Here is a 14,016-nt window from a genome sequence, read left to right as displayed (position 1 = left end):
GGTGCAGTCCAGCACTCAAAGACGGCTCCCGTGCCAAGACGGCTCCCGTAATTTCAATCTGGTGGAATAAAGAAAGCAATGGAAATGAACGGCCTGCGCAAGACCCTGCTTTTGTTCCTTTCACCATGCCTTTTGATCTGCATGGAGATCGCTCATGCAGCCGATAGTGTAACGATTCCTGGATATACCCCAAAATCAGGCGTCGAATACATCTATCGTTCGCACAAGACCACTTCCACCGACATGTCCTTGTGGTTCAACAAGCCGGCAACGATAATGCGAGGGGATTTTCGTCAGCGTATGACGGTGCTGTCACGGGACACGAAGAATATGCGGGTTCGCTGGTCCCTCAGCGCGGATCTGCCACAAGGTGCCGAGGGGGCTGTCGACTCCTACGCAATGAACGCTCTCCATAAAAACTCGCTGTCGGCCTACGGTGTTCAGCAGGTCGAATATGAAGCGGAATTGAACGGCTTTCCCAGTAAACTCGTTGGATTTGACGCAATCCTTCGCAACATGCAGCGTGCGACCTCCATTGGACCGGATGGTACTGCCGTCACCCTGCCAAACAGCCTCTCAGATATTATCGAGAATATCAAAAGCAATCCGATCCTGGTTGTCCAGAGCCTTGCACCGGAAGCGGAGCTTCTCTCCAGGATACAAGAGCAGGAAGTCTCGACATACGATGTCGGCCAGACGGGAACAGCGTCGACGGTGGAATATTTGCGTGGCGTGCCGGTTCCGGTCACGATTGACTGGAAGCTGGAAGCCGCAGATTCAGCCAGGCAAACCGCCACCTTCAGCCTGACGAAAACCTTTGATCGTGCCGCGTTCCAGCAATCGCAGGCATCCGCTGTCGAAGGACTGATTGCAAGCTTTGGTGAGAAGGCCAAGCAACTCACAGGGGAGCAATTGGCCGCCGCCAGGATTGCCAGCAAGAGCGTGACAATGACCTTCATCGTGTCCCTGCGCGACGGCTCGGCTCTCGAAGTGACAGAAACCGTTGCGGCGGAAGGCGGGGGCATGAAGATTACGGCGATGAGCCATGTGTGGCGCGAGGACCTGCCGGCGCGTTTGCCCGAGCTGCCAGACTGGAACAGCCAAGCCATGTCTGTATCCGCTGTCGCTCCCCTGCCCGAACGCGAGGCCAATCCTTCATCCGTCACGCCACGGCTTGCCGCCCTGTCGGCGCTCGAGGAAGGGCAGACCGCCTATGATGGCGGCAACTATGGCGCAGCCTTGCGTTCCTGGAAGCCGCTCGCCGATCAAGGGATGGCGGCCGCGCAATATAAGCTCGCCGGGCTTTATCAATCAGGCTTAGGCGTCGAACGGGACCCTGCTCTCGCCGCCACCTATATCCGCAAGGCGGCGGATCAAGGTTGGGCAGAAGCGCAAAGCAGCCTTAGTGATCTCTATGCCGCCGGTCAGGAGGTTCCGCAAGACTATGCGCTGGCTGTGGTTTGGGGCCGCAAGGCGGCTGAGCAAGGGCTCGCCGTCGCTCAGTACAATTTGGGATACAGCTACGAAAGCGGCCAAGGCGTCTCCCCAGACTACACCCAAGCATTGATCTGGTATCGCCGTGCCGCCGAGCAGGGCCTTGCTACGGCTCAATACGCCGTCGGCCTCTTATACGATCAAGGTCGGGGTGTTCCTCTGGATTATGGCCAGGCCGCCGTCTGGTATAAGAAAGCCGCCGATCAGGGCCTCGATGTCGCCCAAGGCAATCTGGGCAACATGTATGCAATGGGCCATGGAGTTGCGCGGGATCGGACCGAGGCAGCCAAATGGTTCCGCAAGGCTGCCGACCAGGGGCTTGCCACTGCGCAAGAGTCCTTGAAAAAACTAGAGAGACAGGAATAGCCGTCTCTTTGCTTCTTTCCACGGTCCTTGAGCTATTCTCTCTGACGGAAGACGACCTCCGCGCTCCCGGGAAGAACGATCCCCGGCGTGCCTCATGGAAGGAGCCAGTACCGCCAGATGGATTGCGCGGGCGCATGTCGAGCCCTTCAAACACCCAACCTGCCGCCCGCCCCCGCCGGACGGCGGAGGGCCTGCCGGCAGGATAACGCTCCCCGAAACCCGGACGGCTGGATCTCAGGCGAAGACGATCTCGACCGTGCCGAGCCCACCGAAATCGGCGGCAAAGGCCTGGCCGACCACCGCCTGCAGGATCAGCGGCCCGCCACCGATGGCGATGAGGTTGCCCGGCGGCACCTGCCGGCCACGGCGCGCCAGGTAGAGCGAGAGATGCGCAATGGCTTCCCTGACATCGCTCATCACCGTCTCGCCGCGGCTGCGCCCGACCACGGCCCCGTTCATGCTGGCGACGACCTCCAGCCCCTTGAGATCGGCCAGGTGTCGGTCATAGACCGGCGCTCCCTTGACGGAAGCGCTGTGCAAGCCGAAATCGGCCGTCGCCGTCCACGAATTGAGCGGCACGACGCCCTTCACCCGACGGCCCAGAACGGTGATCATCGGTACGCAGCCGATGATGGCTTCCTCGATCAGAGAGGGCGTGGCTGGACGATGCGGATCGGGGTAGGAATCGCCCATCAGCAGGCCGAGGCTCCATTCGGCACCCAGCACGCCCGGCGGCAGACGAAAATGGCTGCGATCCGCCAGCATGCTCGATGCGGTCAGCGGCCCGAATACGGGCTCCTCGCATTGCAGGAGGCGCCGCGTGGCGGGAATCGTCGCCGTCGCGCAATAGCCGGCGATATTGTCGTCGAGGGCAGCGAGCGCCGCATCCTGGACGTCCTCCGCCATCTGTTCCGATGAAATCAGGTGAAGCGGAAGATCGCCTATGCTGCCGCCCGAACGACTGAAAGCCAGCGCCTCCCCGAGTTCGGCCACCGACGCTCTCATTCTCATCCTCGACCGTTTCGAAGCCCTGCCCAGCGCGGGTTATTATATCGCCGCCGGATGCGGGCCTTCAAATCAGGAGATCGTCCTATTTCGACCCGATCGCATAAGGGCCGCATAAAGAAGACAGCTGCCGGCAAGACGATCGGCCTCTCCAGCGCCCGCTCCCAACGCCTTGTTCACCGGGGAACACGCGTCCGGCGCCGGCCCTGCTTTGATGATCCATGCGTCCCGAGCCCAGCATTCGGGCAAAGTGCGTGACACCGCCGCGGACAATGGGGCGCCAACGGATCGAACGAACATGCGCGTCCTGCTTTCCGTCGCTCTCCTCGCAAATCTGGCGGCCGGCTGCAGCTATGGGACGGCTTCGACCGAGACCATCAGGCCCTTCACTGGAAACGTGCCGAGAATTCCAGGCAATTACGCCGCCGAAGCCAAATTGCAGAAGCCTGCGAAGGGCCTGCCCCTGATCGGCGTCACCAGCACGAGCGAGCATCCAAACGCATCGACCGACTATCAGGCCTGCGTGGCCGGCGCTACCCGGCATGAAGTCAACAATGTCGCCGGTGTAGAGGCCTGCAACGGAGCTTACGGCTATTTGCGGTAAGCTCGATCGTCGTAATCCTTCGTGTCTCGCCACCCGCCAGAGCCTGATCACGCCCGGCGACATATGCCATTGCGTAAACTCAATGTGAGGCGGCGCGGCGAACGAAAAACGACCGCGATGACGGAAAGAGGCAGGCTTTACCGGGTATTTCAGGCATTCCTGCCTCGCCTGAAATGCGAAGCGGGATGGTGGAGCTGATGAGATTCGAACTCACGACCTCTGCAGTGCGATTGCAGCGCTCTCCCAACTGAGCTACAGCCCCGGCTGCCCGGAAGCGTCTTCTAGTGGCGCAGCGGAGTGCAGGTGTCAAGCCCTAGGTTTACCCCAGGAATATCAATTCGTTACACAATTCGAATCTAGGTTGGCTACAGCAGATTTGCAAGGCATGATTCGAGCAAGCTAGGCTTGCCAAGATAGGTTGAGCCTCCCTACTTTTGCAGCGTTGTTGCAGCAGAAATTTACCAACCCGGCTATAAGCCCTACCAATGCTCCGATGAATGATGCCTTCCCCTTGTCCCGTGTATCTCTTTAGAAGCACGGGTTTCGCCCCGTCCGGCGACACCGTGGTCAGCGTTGCACCTTTGGAGTGTGTCGTCGCGGTTTACGGCAATGGAGGTGTGATAGGCGAAGGCGGCCTGTCTTCCTCATTCGGAGGCGCTGCGGCCTTCAAGAACGACGTCTCCGGGGAGTACTTCATTGGCGTGTGGGGATCCCGTAATGCCTCGCGTTTTCGCAGCAAACTTCGGGCTCATATGCAAATTGCTGTCATGAAAGAAGCGCCGGATGCTCGGCTTGCCTTCTGGGAAGCGAAGAAGCAGAACTGCGCGGTCTCGACGCCGACGCTCGCCTCGCTGGGAGGCAGGCACGGTCAGCGCCATTGGTCGGCGGCATGCGGACCTAGCTCACGTATCATCGTGCCCGCGTTGCTGGCAAGTCGCCGCTTGACGAAGCACTCGCCTATATCGCCAAATACTGGGATGGCCTCTGTATCTTCCTGACCGACGGCCGCATAGAGATCGACAACAATACCGTCGAGCGGACCACCCGCCCAATAGCTCTGAACCGTAAGAATGCTCTCTTTGCGGGCCACGATGCTGGGGCAGAGAATTGGGCGGTAATCGCGTCGCCTATAGAGACCTGTAAGCTCAATTCGGTTGATCCGTTTGCCTATCTTTCCGGCACGCTCACTGCCATAGTCAATGGACACAAGCAGGCTGGAATTGGCAAGCTGCTACCTTGGAATTGATTGGCTGAGTGAGACGTGGGAGAGAACCTTGGGAAGCAATGTTGTGATCTCTGTTGATCCAAGCTTTTCGCCAAGAGGCAATGATCAGAATTCAGACTTTTGGGTGGTGGGTTCAGAAGCCAACGTCCAAACGGCGATGGAGCTAAGGAAGAACAATCGAATAAACTCCATCACTACGTTCCACGATCTGGGTGATGACGTGGAAAACGTAGCCTCAATGCTACCGACCATAATCGAGCATCACCCAAGAGCGACCACCATCGTTGTGCGAGGGATTAAGACAGACGCACACATCGATGTTATTCGTGCGACTCCTGCGTCGTGGGTGGGAAGATCAAGTCATGGCGATGTGACTATAGAGCGGGCTTGACGCTCCAGACAACCTTCCGTCAGCCGAGCACAGCGGCCGCTTTACAACGGCACACCGAATGTCCCGCCCAAGTGAAGGTGCCAAGCGCATACCGGTTACAGATATCGGGCTATTCGCGGCCAATGGATAGGAATCGCCAATCCAGGCTGCTCAACGGAGATGGTCGGAGACGATCCCGACCAAGCTCTCCAGATCGGCGTTATCAAAGCGGCCACATTCTTCGTAAGGGTGGTCGCATCCGGCAGGTGGGCGGCATTCCAGAATGGCTGTGTAGGTTTCGGCCGGCTGAAAATTGTACGCGATATAAACGAGACGGGTGGGGTCGGTGGGATGCGATATACCCACGGCGTGTAGATCTCCCTCCCAATGATCAGTGATCTTGAAGCGATGATCCCCAAGGTGGTGACGCAAATGGCCCAACGCCCTGATTATCTCAGCATCTTTTTGCATCTTAACCCCTGATTTTCGAGAGTATGGCTCCACGTGTTCAGCTTCATCAATACATTTCTATCTGGCGTCCTCGTTTGCATCGCTCCAGCCTTGGCGCAAGATCACTTGGAAAACGCGACCGGAGACACACTTGAAGGCCACACCTGGGATGTTATTGAATATTTCGATGGTCATAATCTCGTGAAAACGCCAGATACTATCAAAGCCTCTCTCTCTTTGATGTCAGGCAGCCTCGAAGTCTCCAATGGCTGTGGTGTGGCCTCAGGCACCTACGAGTTGAATGGCCAAACGTTGTCGACAAAAACATCCGTCACGGTGTTTGCGGGGTATTGCTCGGATGCCAATAAGAAAACAAGTACCATGATCGATCGAGCGATGATTGGCTGGTATCGCTTTTCACTGCGGGGAAGCACATTAATTCTGTCAAATCAGAACGGTCGCCCTCTACTTGTTCTAACGGAACATCACTAAGCGGCAGATGACAAGCAGCCATACCGTTATTGTAGGCGATGAGGCATGAGGCTAGTCCCTGAGTATGGTGGAATATTCCTACGTTCGTGTCTGCTGGCTTCATTCATCTCCTGATGATCCAACAGAACTTTGGAGCGAGCTTAACGCGGATCGGGAGGAGATTCGGAAGGTCGAAATCTGGCCTGACGGACGAGTCGGCTATGCTTCCAACACAGGAGAATTCGGAGGAACGCGGCTCGGTGAGGTTTCGGTTCCTCCTTTGCACGAGATCAATCTGGACCCGCAATTCCAGGCCGAGGCAATCACGAAGGCCGATTTTGAATCGCGCTGGAATGACGCTATCGAAATTAGAGGCCTGACAGGTGCACCAGCGTTACGTCATAGTCAGCCGTAAGCGTCCGGTCTGAGCTGCATAGGTCAGGTGTTACCTTTGCTCTGACAGCGGAGTTTTCTGGCGATAAGCTGGGGGCAATGAAATTCGACCGCTTACATGGTGCTGCCATAGTGGGGCCTCTCTCGTGTCAGGGCGTCGCCCCTGTTTCCGCCATGGTGCATGATGAACACGCAAAGAGGGCTGATCTCGTAATGAGACAGGAATGGGAGCAAATAGTCAGCTATTTCGGTGCGGCGCGGCGTCGATCAAACAGTGACGATTTGAAAGCAGCGCTCGGTGGAATTGAGGAAGTCGCGACATTCATCAGCCAAAGCGCTCTACGACGAGGCCTATTTGGCTGGACATCTATGCTCGATCTATGTGTTCAGCAGACAGATATCGAGCCATATTCGGGTCCATATCTTCGCGTCTCGCCATCGGCATTGGGGATGATCGAGTTTCGTTATCTTGACGCCGGCATCAAAACTCAACAGTGGCACCGGACGGAGGTCCCAGCCCGAGCTGTAGGACGGTTGGAGGCTTTTTTCGACCAACTGGGTTGGCGCCCCAAACTCTCTTAAGACAATCCCTGAGAATTCATCGTGGTTAGACTGTTTTATCTCGTTCTTCTCATTGGCGGAGCCTTCTGGTGTGCGAGCTTTTCCAATTTTCCTCAGAGCACACAATTTTCTGATACGCTTCCCAACGGCAGAAATGCATTTACCGTGACATTGCCCATGGGATTTGTATTGGAAGAGCGGAGGATCCGCTTTATCGACTTCCAGATATTTGACGTGAAATTAGATAATAAGCCATACGTCAGCATATATGTAGGCAACGCTCCTTATATTGACGACAAAAAGAAAGAAGACTTTCAAGCAGTCCTTACCACGAAATACGTGTGGCCAAGAAAGATTCATGTCTGGACACGAAATGTCGGCGCGGAAAAACTTAACATCGTAACGAGAATCGCTGCCTCTGTGAAAGCTCGGTGAGCTATTGAGATTGCTGTTTTTTAGGAATTTTGGGTTACCTTGTGGGATCTTCATCACGCGCCGGGGGGGAGGCGGAACAGTGGGTCTCAGAATTTGCTATCTCGCAAGCCCAATTCCCGCAGGTGAATTCGCACAAAGAATCGGACTTAGCTTAGGGCCGAATGTCTCTCAAGCTCCCGATCGCGGGTGGTGGATAGCAGAACTGAAGAATCACGGATGGTCCATTCTCTGGGCTGAGAACGAAGATTTTGGACGGGCCATAGAACAGACCTTAATGACGCTCTCGAAGACCGGTGCCGATGTGATCCTCTGCGAGGTGAATGAAACCGTTATGTGGAGTTCCGCCGAATGTTGGAGTGGCGGAAAATCCGTCTGGCGAATTACCCACGCCGGTGATGGAGAAAACCGTTACGATCTTACGGTTGAGGGCACCCCTCCAAATGGCTTCAGCACCATTAGAGAACTTCATTTTGATGCACAGAGGTACGATGACGACTGCGTCGACCACATTTTTGATATTCCGCTCAATGTCGCGGCCGAGCAGCATGGATTTCGGCACGATGTCAATCTCGACGCTGACGAGGTAGGAGGATTCTGGATTGTAACGCCTCAGCGTAAAGGCGGCCTGCTAAGTCGGCTGTTGGGGCGCTGACCATGCACAATCCGCGATCGCGTCTGACCTGAGACCCTGCCAGATCCGCTGGGGCAATCGCTAGTCGGCCCGCATCATTCAGAGAGAGGCCCTTCTTCTATGCAAATCCCCCTCCGCTGATTGGCAGGGATTACATGTCCATCCCGGTAGGTAGGTTGTTAGGCTCGCTCAATGTTAGAATTTTTCGAGAAAATATATCTCATTGTATTAATGCTAATGTTCGTGATTTTTGGATTCTCTCCAATAGTAAAATATGAATTCTCAAAAGATTCATTAGATGTATATGTTTTTCGGAAATTCCTTCTTAAAAGTATTACTTATAAAGATATAGAATATATTGAGGCGATTGGCATATTTAACTACAGAAATACATTGAATAGCTTAGGAATAAAAAGCTTTTGTAGATTTGATGTTTTACGTGTTCCATGCTGGTTTCGGTTTAAGATTGTAGTGATAAAAGTGAAATCGGGATGGTTTAAGTTTGTGATCCTTTCTCCTTGGAATGCTGAGGCTTTTAAAATGCAGGTCTTATCAATGTTAAAATAATGATTTGTCATTAAAAAACTTTCTAAATGTAAAACATAAATCAAAATAGATGCATAAAGTCATTTCTTATTTCGTCAGACAAGATAAGCGGCGGCGTATAACGATATTCCGTCGTGACGATGGATTTTTTACGTATACTATCGATAATTATTTTATCGAAGACATACCGGAGTATCAGCATTATACCGAGTATTGGCATTCGAATGGCTTAGATTTTGGAATTTATGATAGTGACTCTACAGCAATCCGAGAAGCTTCGGTAACAAATCCATGGATACTAACTGTAACTCCTGACCAACCGACATAGTACCTCGATCACGTGTCATTCGAAATGGGTCAAGCCGTATCGGCTCATGTGCAGACTGCAACACATGCCTACGTAAGGGAAAAGCCTAATCAAATTCGCAATTATTGATCTTGGCGATCCAATCCGCATCCAAGTTCAGCATAGCTTCTGCGACGTCGACATGTCCTTTGGCAACAGCTTGCGCCGCTGCTGCCGACAAGAGCATTGCCTGATCCCAAGTCTCATTCCGGTGTAGGCTTACGTTCTCGACCAGTTGCGTGATCGCGAGATGGTAATCGTCCGCGTAAGCCTCGGGAATATCGGGTCCACGTCCAGTCTGTCGACCCACCTCAATGGCCGTCGGCAGTTGGAAAAACCCGAAATCCACCGGTCCTCTCGCTTGGCTTGCGATCCGCACGATATGGGGTACGGCTGCGTAGGATGCGGTATACACGTCGCCCTGATGGCACAGGCTCGACCAAAGACTGAACCATGGCTCGTCCTCACAGTTTGCCTTCGGGCCGGTAGATCCTGCGAGCGTCCGTAGCAGATCGGGCACATCGGCAGCATCGCCGTAGGCGTGCCGCAACTTGCTCCAACGAGGATCATCAAGAGATAGCATGGAACTCCTCTACCTGCCGCTGCTGCCGTATCAACCGGTTGATGTCTGCCCGGGTGTTACGAGTTCACAGCCCTGCCCCAGCAATTTTTTGGAGTGCCTTCTTGGCTGGACCGCTCAAATATATCCAACGTTCAGCAGCGATGCGACGAAGTTGAGTTTCATGCGGTATTAAAAGTTCTACCGGGAACTCCGAAATCACATTGGTCGCTGCCCATGGTGCGTCCCCGTTGTCTTCGCCTTCAAGCGCTATCGCTACCAATTCGGTCAACATCTTCTGGTCATCATAATGCTGTCGAAAGTGAGACATGGCCTTTTCGTATGTTGTCTTCTGCGTTGTCAAAATGAGCCACTCGCGTAAATTTGACATACTTAATCTCCCAGGCTGTGAACGTAACGTTGCAGACGGCCATTTCCCACCCGAAGCGAGTGCAATCCGAATTTATGAGTCGCGGACTAAGCTGATGAAACGCATCACACTTCTTGCTACCTTGGTAGTGCTGCTCTCCACTGCGGCTTTCGCTCACACGGATCGCATACTTTCCGTCCGTTCAGATGGTGTCATACCTGAGCTTCCGCCGACCTACCAAACGACACGCCTTCATGTTGCTTTCTCTGAAGGCGATGTCGGGGTCTTGGAGCGACTGGACTTTCTATCCTCCGGCCAGGAGACCAGTGTTAAGCCATGCCTCCTGAAATTGGTTCCGAAAAGCTCCCTTCAACAGCTTTTCCTCAGTGGCTCCTGGTATCATGAAGAGGAGACACTGCCGCATTACCTCTCGGTGCAGTTTCGCGACACGTTGTCTCCTGAGGGACTGCCAGAGCAACTCGGTGTCAGCTTCCTGTTCAGTCTTCGTGATGCCAAGCTTCTGGAAGTCACCCAGACTCTTCCAATCCCAGGCCAGAATGCTGTCCGATTTCAGGGAGTTCGTTTGTCCAATGGGTGTCCTGAATAAAATGCTCGCCTTGCCCTCTGAGAATGAATGGCCTGCAGCCCTTCGCTTGTCACTGGTAGCTCAGGTGTCATATCTGTCCAGCAGATCAGCAATCGTGGCATTCTTGGGAGGTCTGGGTAGCCTGAAAGGCATTTATTCCCTGCAATTTCCCCTTCTCAATCGCCCGCTTTTGATCCCCAGCCTATGCAGAAGCATCGGCCTCTTGAGGTGAAGCTCTTACTCAGTGACGGGAAGCCCAAACGCCTTACTTGCGCTTGCCATTTGTCGCCCCTCTTCAGCACTGTAGCCATGATTTTTCGATCCCATCGCAGCGCGAGTGCAGCAAGATCGATATTTTTCTGAGGGTGGTTATGAAGGTTCAGCCTTGTATTACAAAGGCTTAGCTCACATTAAACTTCGGCAAGAAACCTGCAGTGCGATTGCAGCGCTCTCCCAACTGAGCTACAGCCCCGGCTGCCCGGAAGCGTCGCCATTTAGTGTTCGTGCCTCCCTCCTGTCAAGCGGACTTGGGATATATCCAGGTCCGCCGGCTGAAGATGGCCGAGCCTCGATGGTGCAGCGCCCTTCCCGGGATCGCGGCTGTCCCCGTCCGCGGTTCCAGGGGACTGGCTTCAGTCCCAGGAAGGGTGGAAACCGAGCGGAATTTGGAAATCCTTAACCGAATTCTAAAGCCTTGGCGAGGCATGGTGGCCCGGAACGGGCTGGGTGACGATCAAGTTTGGTTTTGCCGTATCGATGGATGTTTTCTCTCGGATTCTCAGTCTGGCGATCGCCTGGGCCTTCGAAATGGTCTTCGGCTATCCGCGTTGGCTCTATGCGCGGATCGGCCATCCCGTCACCTGGATGGGCGCCCTCATCGGCTGGCTCGACCGGCGGCTCAATTTCGCCGAGGATGCCTTTTCCACCCGCCGGGGCGCGGGCATCGTCACCACCGTCATCCTCGTTGTCGTTGCCGGACTCGGCGGCACTATCATCGAGCGGCTCTGCCTTTCCCTCACCTATGGCTTCATTCCGCTCGGCCTGATTGCCTCCTCGCTGATCGCCTCCAAGAGCCTGGGCGACCATGTCGAGGACGTCGCGCATGGGCTGGAGGTCGGCGGCCTGGCCGGCGGCCGCAAGGCCGTCTCGATGATCGTCGGGCGCAATCCGGAGACGCTGGACGAGCCGGGCGTCTGCCGCGCCGCCATCGAGAGCCTGGCCGAGAATTTCTCCGACGGCGTGGTGGCGCCGGTGTTCTGGTATGCCCTGTTCGGCCTGCCCGGCATCGCCGTCTACAAGATCATCAACACCGCCGATTCGATGATCGGCCACCGCACCCCGCGCCACCAGGCCTTCGGCTGGGCCGCCGCCCGGCTCGACGACTGGCTGAACCTCATCCCCGCCCGCCTGACGGCCCTGATCATCAGCGCCGCCGCCTTCATCAGCCACCGCCGGGGGCGGGCCGCCATCGCAGCCGTCAGGCGAGACGCCGGCAAGCATCGTTCCCCCAATGCCGGCTGGCCAGAGGCAGCCATGGCCGGCGCGCTCGACCTGCGCCTCGCGGGCCCGCGCATCTATGGCGAGACCCTGGTCGAGGACGCCTATATGGGCAATGGCCGGGCCGATGCCGGCGCAGCCGACATCCGCCGCGCCCTCGACCTCTACCACATGGCCTGCGTTATCCTGTCGACCGTGATCGGGCTGCTGACCTTCTACCTGATCTACAAGCAGTATCAGTGAGGGAATTCCGGGCCGACGGAAGCTCCTTCGTCCTACAGCCCGATGATCCGCCCGATCGCCGTCATGTCGAGATGGCTGGCGAGATGGGCGGCGAAAGCGTCCAGCGTCTCCTCCACCACGGCTTCATAGGCCAGGCTGCTGCCCTGCCCGCCGAGGCGGGAGACCCAGGCGGCGCGCTGGCGGTCGTCGGCGAACAGGCCATGCACATAGCAGCCGGCTATGCGGCCATCCGCCGAGCCGGCTCCGTCGAGGCTGCCGTCGCCGAGGCGTAGCAGCGGGCGGGCGAGCGCCGGCCCTTCGGTGACACCGACATGCATCTCATAGCCGGAGAAAGGCACCCCGTCTGCGCAGCTCTGCCCGCGGACAGCCACCAGCCGCTTGTCGCCGCCGAGGCGGGTGGCGGCATCGAGGAGGCCGAGGCCCTCCACCTCGCCCGGCGACCCTTCGATGCCGTCGGGATCGGCGATGACAGTGCCCAGCATCTGGTAGCCGCCGCACAGGCCGAGGACATGGCCGCCGCGCCGGACATGGGCCGCGATGTCGATGTCCCAGCCCTCGGCGCGCAGGAAGGCGAGGTCGGCAATGGTCGCCTTCGAGCCGGGCAGGATGACGAGATCGGCCACTGGCAGGGGCTGGCCGGGCTTCACCATGACGAGATCGACCTCGGTTTCCTGGGCGAGCGGATCGAGATCGTCGAAATTGGAGATGCGCGGCATCATCGGCACCGCGATGGTGAGCCTGGCACCGGCGCGACGCGAACCATAGGAGCCGAGCGCCAGCGCGTCCTCCGCCGGCAGCCGGCCGGCCTGCGGAAAATGCGGCACCAAGCCGAGGGCCGGCCAGCCCGAGCGCCCAGCGATGAAGGCCATGCCGTCGGCGAACAGGCTGGCATCGCCGCGCATCTTGTTGACGATGAAGCCCCGGATCAGGGCGGCATCCTCGGGGTCGATGGCTGCCTTGGTGCCGAGGATCTGCGCGATCACGCCGCCGCGGTCGATATCGCCGGCCAGCAGCACGGGGGCGTTCACGGCACGGGCAAAGCCCATATTGGCGATGTCGCCGGCGCGCAGATTGACCTCCGAGGCCGAGCCCGCCCCCTCGACCAGCACGAGATCGGCTTCGGCCCTGAGGCGTTCGAAACTGTCGAGCACATCGGCCATCAGCGCGGGCTTGAGCGCCTGGTAGTCGCGTGCGCGGGCCGAGCCGCGCATACGGCCCTGCACGATGATCTGGGCCCCGATCTCCGATTGCGGCTTCAGCAGCACCGGGTTCATGTGCACGCTGAGCGCCACCCGCGCCGCCCGCGCCTGCAGCGCCTGCGCCCGGCCGATCTCGCCGCCATCTTCGGTGACGGCGGCATTGTTCGACATGTTCTGCGGCTTGAAGGGGCGTACCCTCAGGCCCCGGTCGGCGAAATGGCGGCACAGCCCCGCCACCAGCAGCGACTTGCCGACATCCGAACCGGTGCCCTGGATCATGAGGATTTTGGCGGTCATCGGCTCACGAGCTCCTGCGCAGCCGCCCGAAGGGAATGAAATCCGGCGATGTCGGCGTTGAGGGCCGCCGCTCCCAATCGCCATACCAGGCTTCCACCTCGAGACCCGCTTCGTCCAGCGCCTGTTCCAGTTCGGACCGCGGGGCAAAGGCGATGCGCGAATGGGACGAGAGCACCCGCCCGTCGCCAAGAATGCGATAATGGGTGCCATAGGTCACGACATCCGTGGCGGGATCGTGCGAAACATCGTTCCAGGCCTCCACGGCCCCGAAATGCGGATGCTCGATCCGCCGGCCCGATTGTTCCGGCGTCCATTCCCGCCACTCCGCTACGGCGGGGGTGCGGCTGGCGGAGATGAAGCGGCCCCCC

Annotated in this window: 12 protein-coding genes, 1 tRNA gene and 2 pseudogenes; 9 read left to right on the top strand and 6 right to left on the bottom strand. The window is 57.3% G+C overall.

Going from position 1 to position 14,016, the window contains the following annotated elements:
* Positions 1-84 precede the first annotated feature (84 nt).
* Positions 85-1,860: a tetratricopeptide repeat protein gene (locus BA190_RS16470; RefSeq protein ID WP_245314757.1), complete on the top strand. Its 1,776-nt coding sequence runs from the start codon at positions 85-87 to the stop codon at positions 1,858-1,860.
* Between the two features lie 234 nt (positions 1,861-2,094).
* On the opposite strand, the gene BA190_RS16465 is transcribed toward BA190_RS16470, so the two are convergent.
* Positions 2,095-2,865 carry a fumarylacetoacetate hydrolase family protein gene (locus BA190_RS16465; RefSeq protein ID WP_162275126.1) on the bottom strand — a complete coding sequence of 257 codons (771 nt, stop codon included), beginning with the start codon at positions 2,863-2,865 and terminating at the stop codon, positions 2,095-2,097.
* Positions 2,866-3,163: 298 nt separating this feature from the next.
* On the opposite strand from BA190_RS16465, the gene BA190_RS16460 reads away from it, so the two are divergent.
* On the top strand, positions 3,164-3,469 hold the full coding sequence (locus BA190_RS16460) for a hypothetical protein (protein ID WP_068289569.1): 306 nt from the start codon (positions 3,164-3,166) through the stop codon (positions 3,467-3,469).
* Positions 3,470-3,655: 186 nt separating this feature from the next.
* On the opposite strand, the gene BA190_RS16455 is transcribed toward BA190_RS16460, so the two are convergent.
* Positions 3,656-3,731 (bottom strand) — tRNA-Ala (locus BA190_RS16455).
* A 549-nt stretch (positions 3,732-4,280) separates the two neighbouring features.
* Here BA190_RS16455 and BA190_RS35295 point away from each other — a divergent pair.
* From BA190_RS35295 to BA190_RS35945, 5 genes and pseudogenes are all read left to right on the top strand, one after another.
* Positions 4,281-4,715, top strand: a pseudogene (locus BA190_RS35295) (transposase); the annotation flags it as partial.
* Between the two features lie 853 nt (positions 4,716-5,568).
* Complete coding sequence (locus BA190_RS35290) at positions 5,569-6,006, top strand: META domain-containing protein (RefSeq protein WP_082979788.1); 438 nt, start codon at positions 5,569-5,571, stop codon at positions 6,004-6,006.
* Positions 6,007-6,070: 64 nt separating this feature from the next.
* The gene (locus tag BA190_RS37220; RefSeq protein WP_371260329.1) at positions 6,071-6,400 is read left to right on the top strand and encodes a hypothetical protein; all 330 of its coding nucleotides are present in this window, start codon (positions 6,071-6,073) and stop codon (positions 6,398-6,400) included.
* 581 nt (positions 6,401-6,981) lie between these two features.
* Positions 6,982-7,374: a hypothetical protein gene (locus BA190_RS35950; RefSeq protein WP_156771547.1), complete on the top strand. Its 393-nt coding sequence runs from the start codon at positions 6,982-6,984 to the stop codon at positions 7,372-7,374.
* Between the two features lie 79 nt (positions 7,375-7,453).
* On the top strand, positions 7,454-8,026 hold the full coding sequence (locus BA190_RS35945; RefSeq protein WP_156771546.1) for a hypothetical protein: 573 nt from the start codon (positions 7,454-7,456) through the stop codon (positions 8,024-8,026).
* Between the two features lie 938 nt (positions 8,027-8,964).
* Here BA190_RS35945 and BA190_RS16440 read toward each other — a convergent pair.
* Together BA190_RS16440 and BA190_RS16435 are read right to left on the bottom strand one after the other, a co-directional pair.
* Entirely contained in the window at positions 8,965-9,480 is a 516-nt protein-coding gene (locus tag BA190_RS16440; protein WP_068289560.1) for a hypothetical protein, read from the bottom strand.
* 64 nt (positions 9,481-9,544) lie between these two features.
* Positions 9,545-9,847, bottom strand: a complete 303-nt coding sequence (locus BA190_RS16435) for a hypothetical protein (protein WP_156771545.1) — start codon at positions 9,845-9,847, stop codon at positions 9,545-9,547.
* A 94-nt stretch (positions 9,848-9,941) separates the two neighbouring features.
* Here BA190_RS16435 and BA190_RS16430 point away from each other — a divergent pair, with 94 nt between their 5' ends.
* Entirely contained in the window at positions 9,942-10,433 is a 492-nt protein-coding gene (locus tag BA190_RS16430) for a hypothetical protein (protein ID WP_156771544.1), read from the top strand.
* 735 nt (positions 10,434-11,168) lie between these two features.
* The gene (cbiB, locus tag BA190_RS16425; RefSeq protein ID WP_068289676.1) at positions 11,169-12,152 is read left to right on the top strand and encodes an adenosylcobinamide-phosphate synthase CbiB; all 984 of its coding nucleotides are present in this window, start codon (positions 11,169-11,171) and stop codon (positions 12,150-12,152) included.
* 32 nt (positions 12,153-12,184) lie between these two features.
* Here cbiB and BA190_RS16420 read toward each other — a convergent pair whose 3' ends face one another.
* Complete coding sequence (locus tag BA190_RS16420; RefSeq protein WP_245314755.1) at positions 12,185-13,648, bottom strand: cobyric acid synthase; 1,464 nt, start codon at positions 13,646-13,648, stop codon at positions 12,185-12,187.
* Positions 13,649-13,652: 4 nt separating this feature from the next.
* Positions 13,653-14,016 (bottom strand): annotated as a pseudogene (locus BA190_RS36470) (SAM-dependent methyltransferase); the annotation flags it as partial.

The sequence above is a fragment of the Labrys sp. WJW genome (assembly GCF_001676615.1).
In the GTDB taxonomy this organism is placed as follows: Bacteria; Pseudomonadota; Alphaproteobacteria; order Rhizobiales; family Labraceae; genus Labrys; species Labrys sedimenti.
The sequence above is the reverse complement of the archived record's forward strand: the minus strand, read 5'-3'. Positions and strand labels throughout refer to the sequence as shown.

What these genes read in the sequence shown, in the direction of transcription:
- BA190_RS16470 (WP_245314757.1), top strand. Translation starts at nt 85, where the DNA reads ATGAACGGCCTGCGCAAGACCCTGCTTTTGTTCCTTTCACCATGCCTT.
- BA190_RS16465 (WP_162275126.1), bottom strand. Translation starts at nt 2,865, where the DNA reads ATGAGAGCGTCGGTGGCCGAACTCGGGGAGGCGCTGGCTTTCAGTCGT.
- BA190_RS16460 (WP_068289569.1), top strand. Translation starts at nt 3,164, where the DNA reads ATGCGCGTCCTGCTTTCCGTCGCTCTCCTCGCAAATCTGGCGGCCGGC.
- BA190_RS37220 (WP_371260329.1), top strand. Translation starts at nt 6,071, where the DNA reads ATGGTGGAATATTCCTACGTTCGTGTCTGCTGGCTTCATTCATCTCCT.
- BA190_RS16440 (WP_068289560.1), bottom strand. Translation starts at nt 9,480, where the DNA reads ATGCTATCTCTTGATGATCCTCGTTGGAGCAAGTTGCGGCACGCCTAC.
- BA190_RS16435 (WP_156771545.1), bottom strand. Translation starts at nt 9,847, where the DNA reads ATGTCAAATTTACGCGAGTGGCTCATTTTGACAACGCAGAAGACAACA.
- BA190_RS16430 (WP_156771544.1), top strand. Translation starts at nt 9,942, where the DNA reads ATGAAACGCATCACACTTCTTGCTACCTTGGTAGTGCTGCTCTCCACT.
- cbiB (WP_068289676.1), top strand. Translation starts at nt 11,169, where the DNA reads ATGGATGTTTTCTCTCGGATTCTCAGTCTGGCGATCGCCTGGGCCTTC.
- BA190_RS16420 (WP_245314755.1), bottom strand. Translation starts at nt 13,648, where the DNA reads ATGACCGCCAAAATCCTCATGATCCAGGGCACCGGTTCGGATGTCGGC.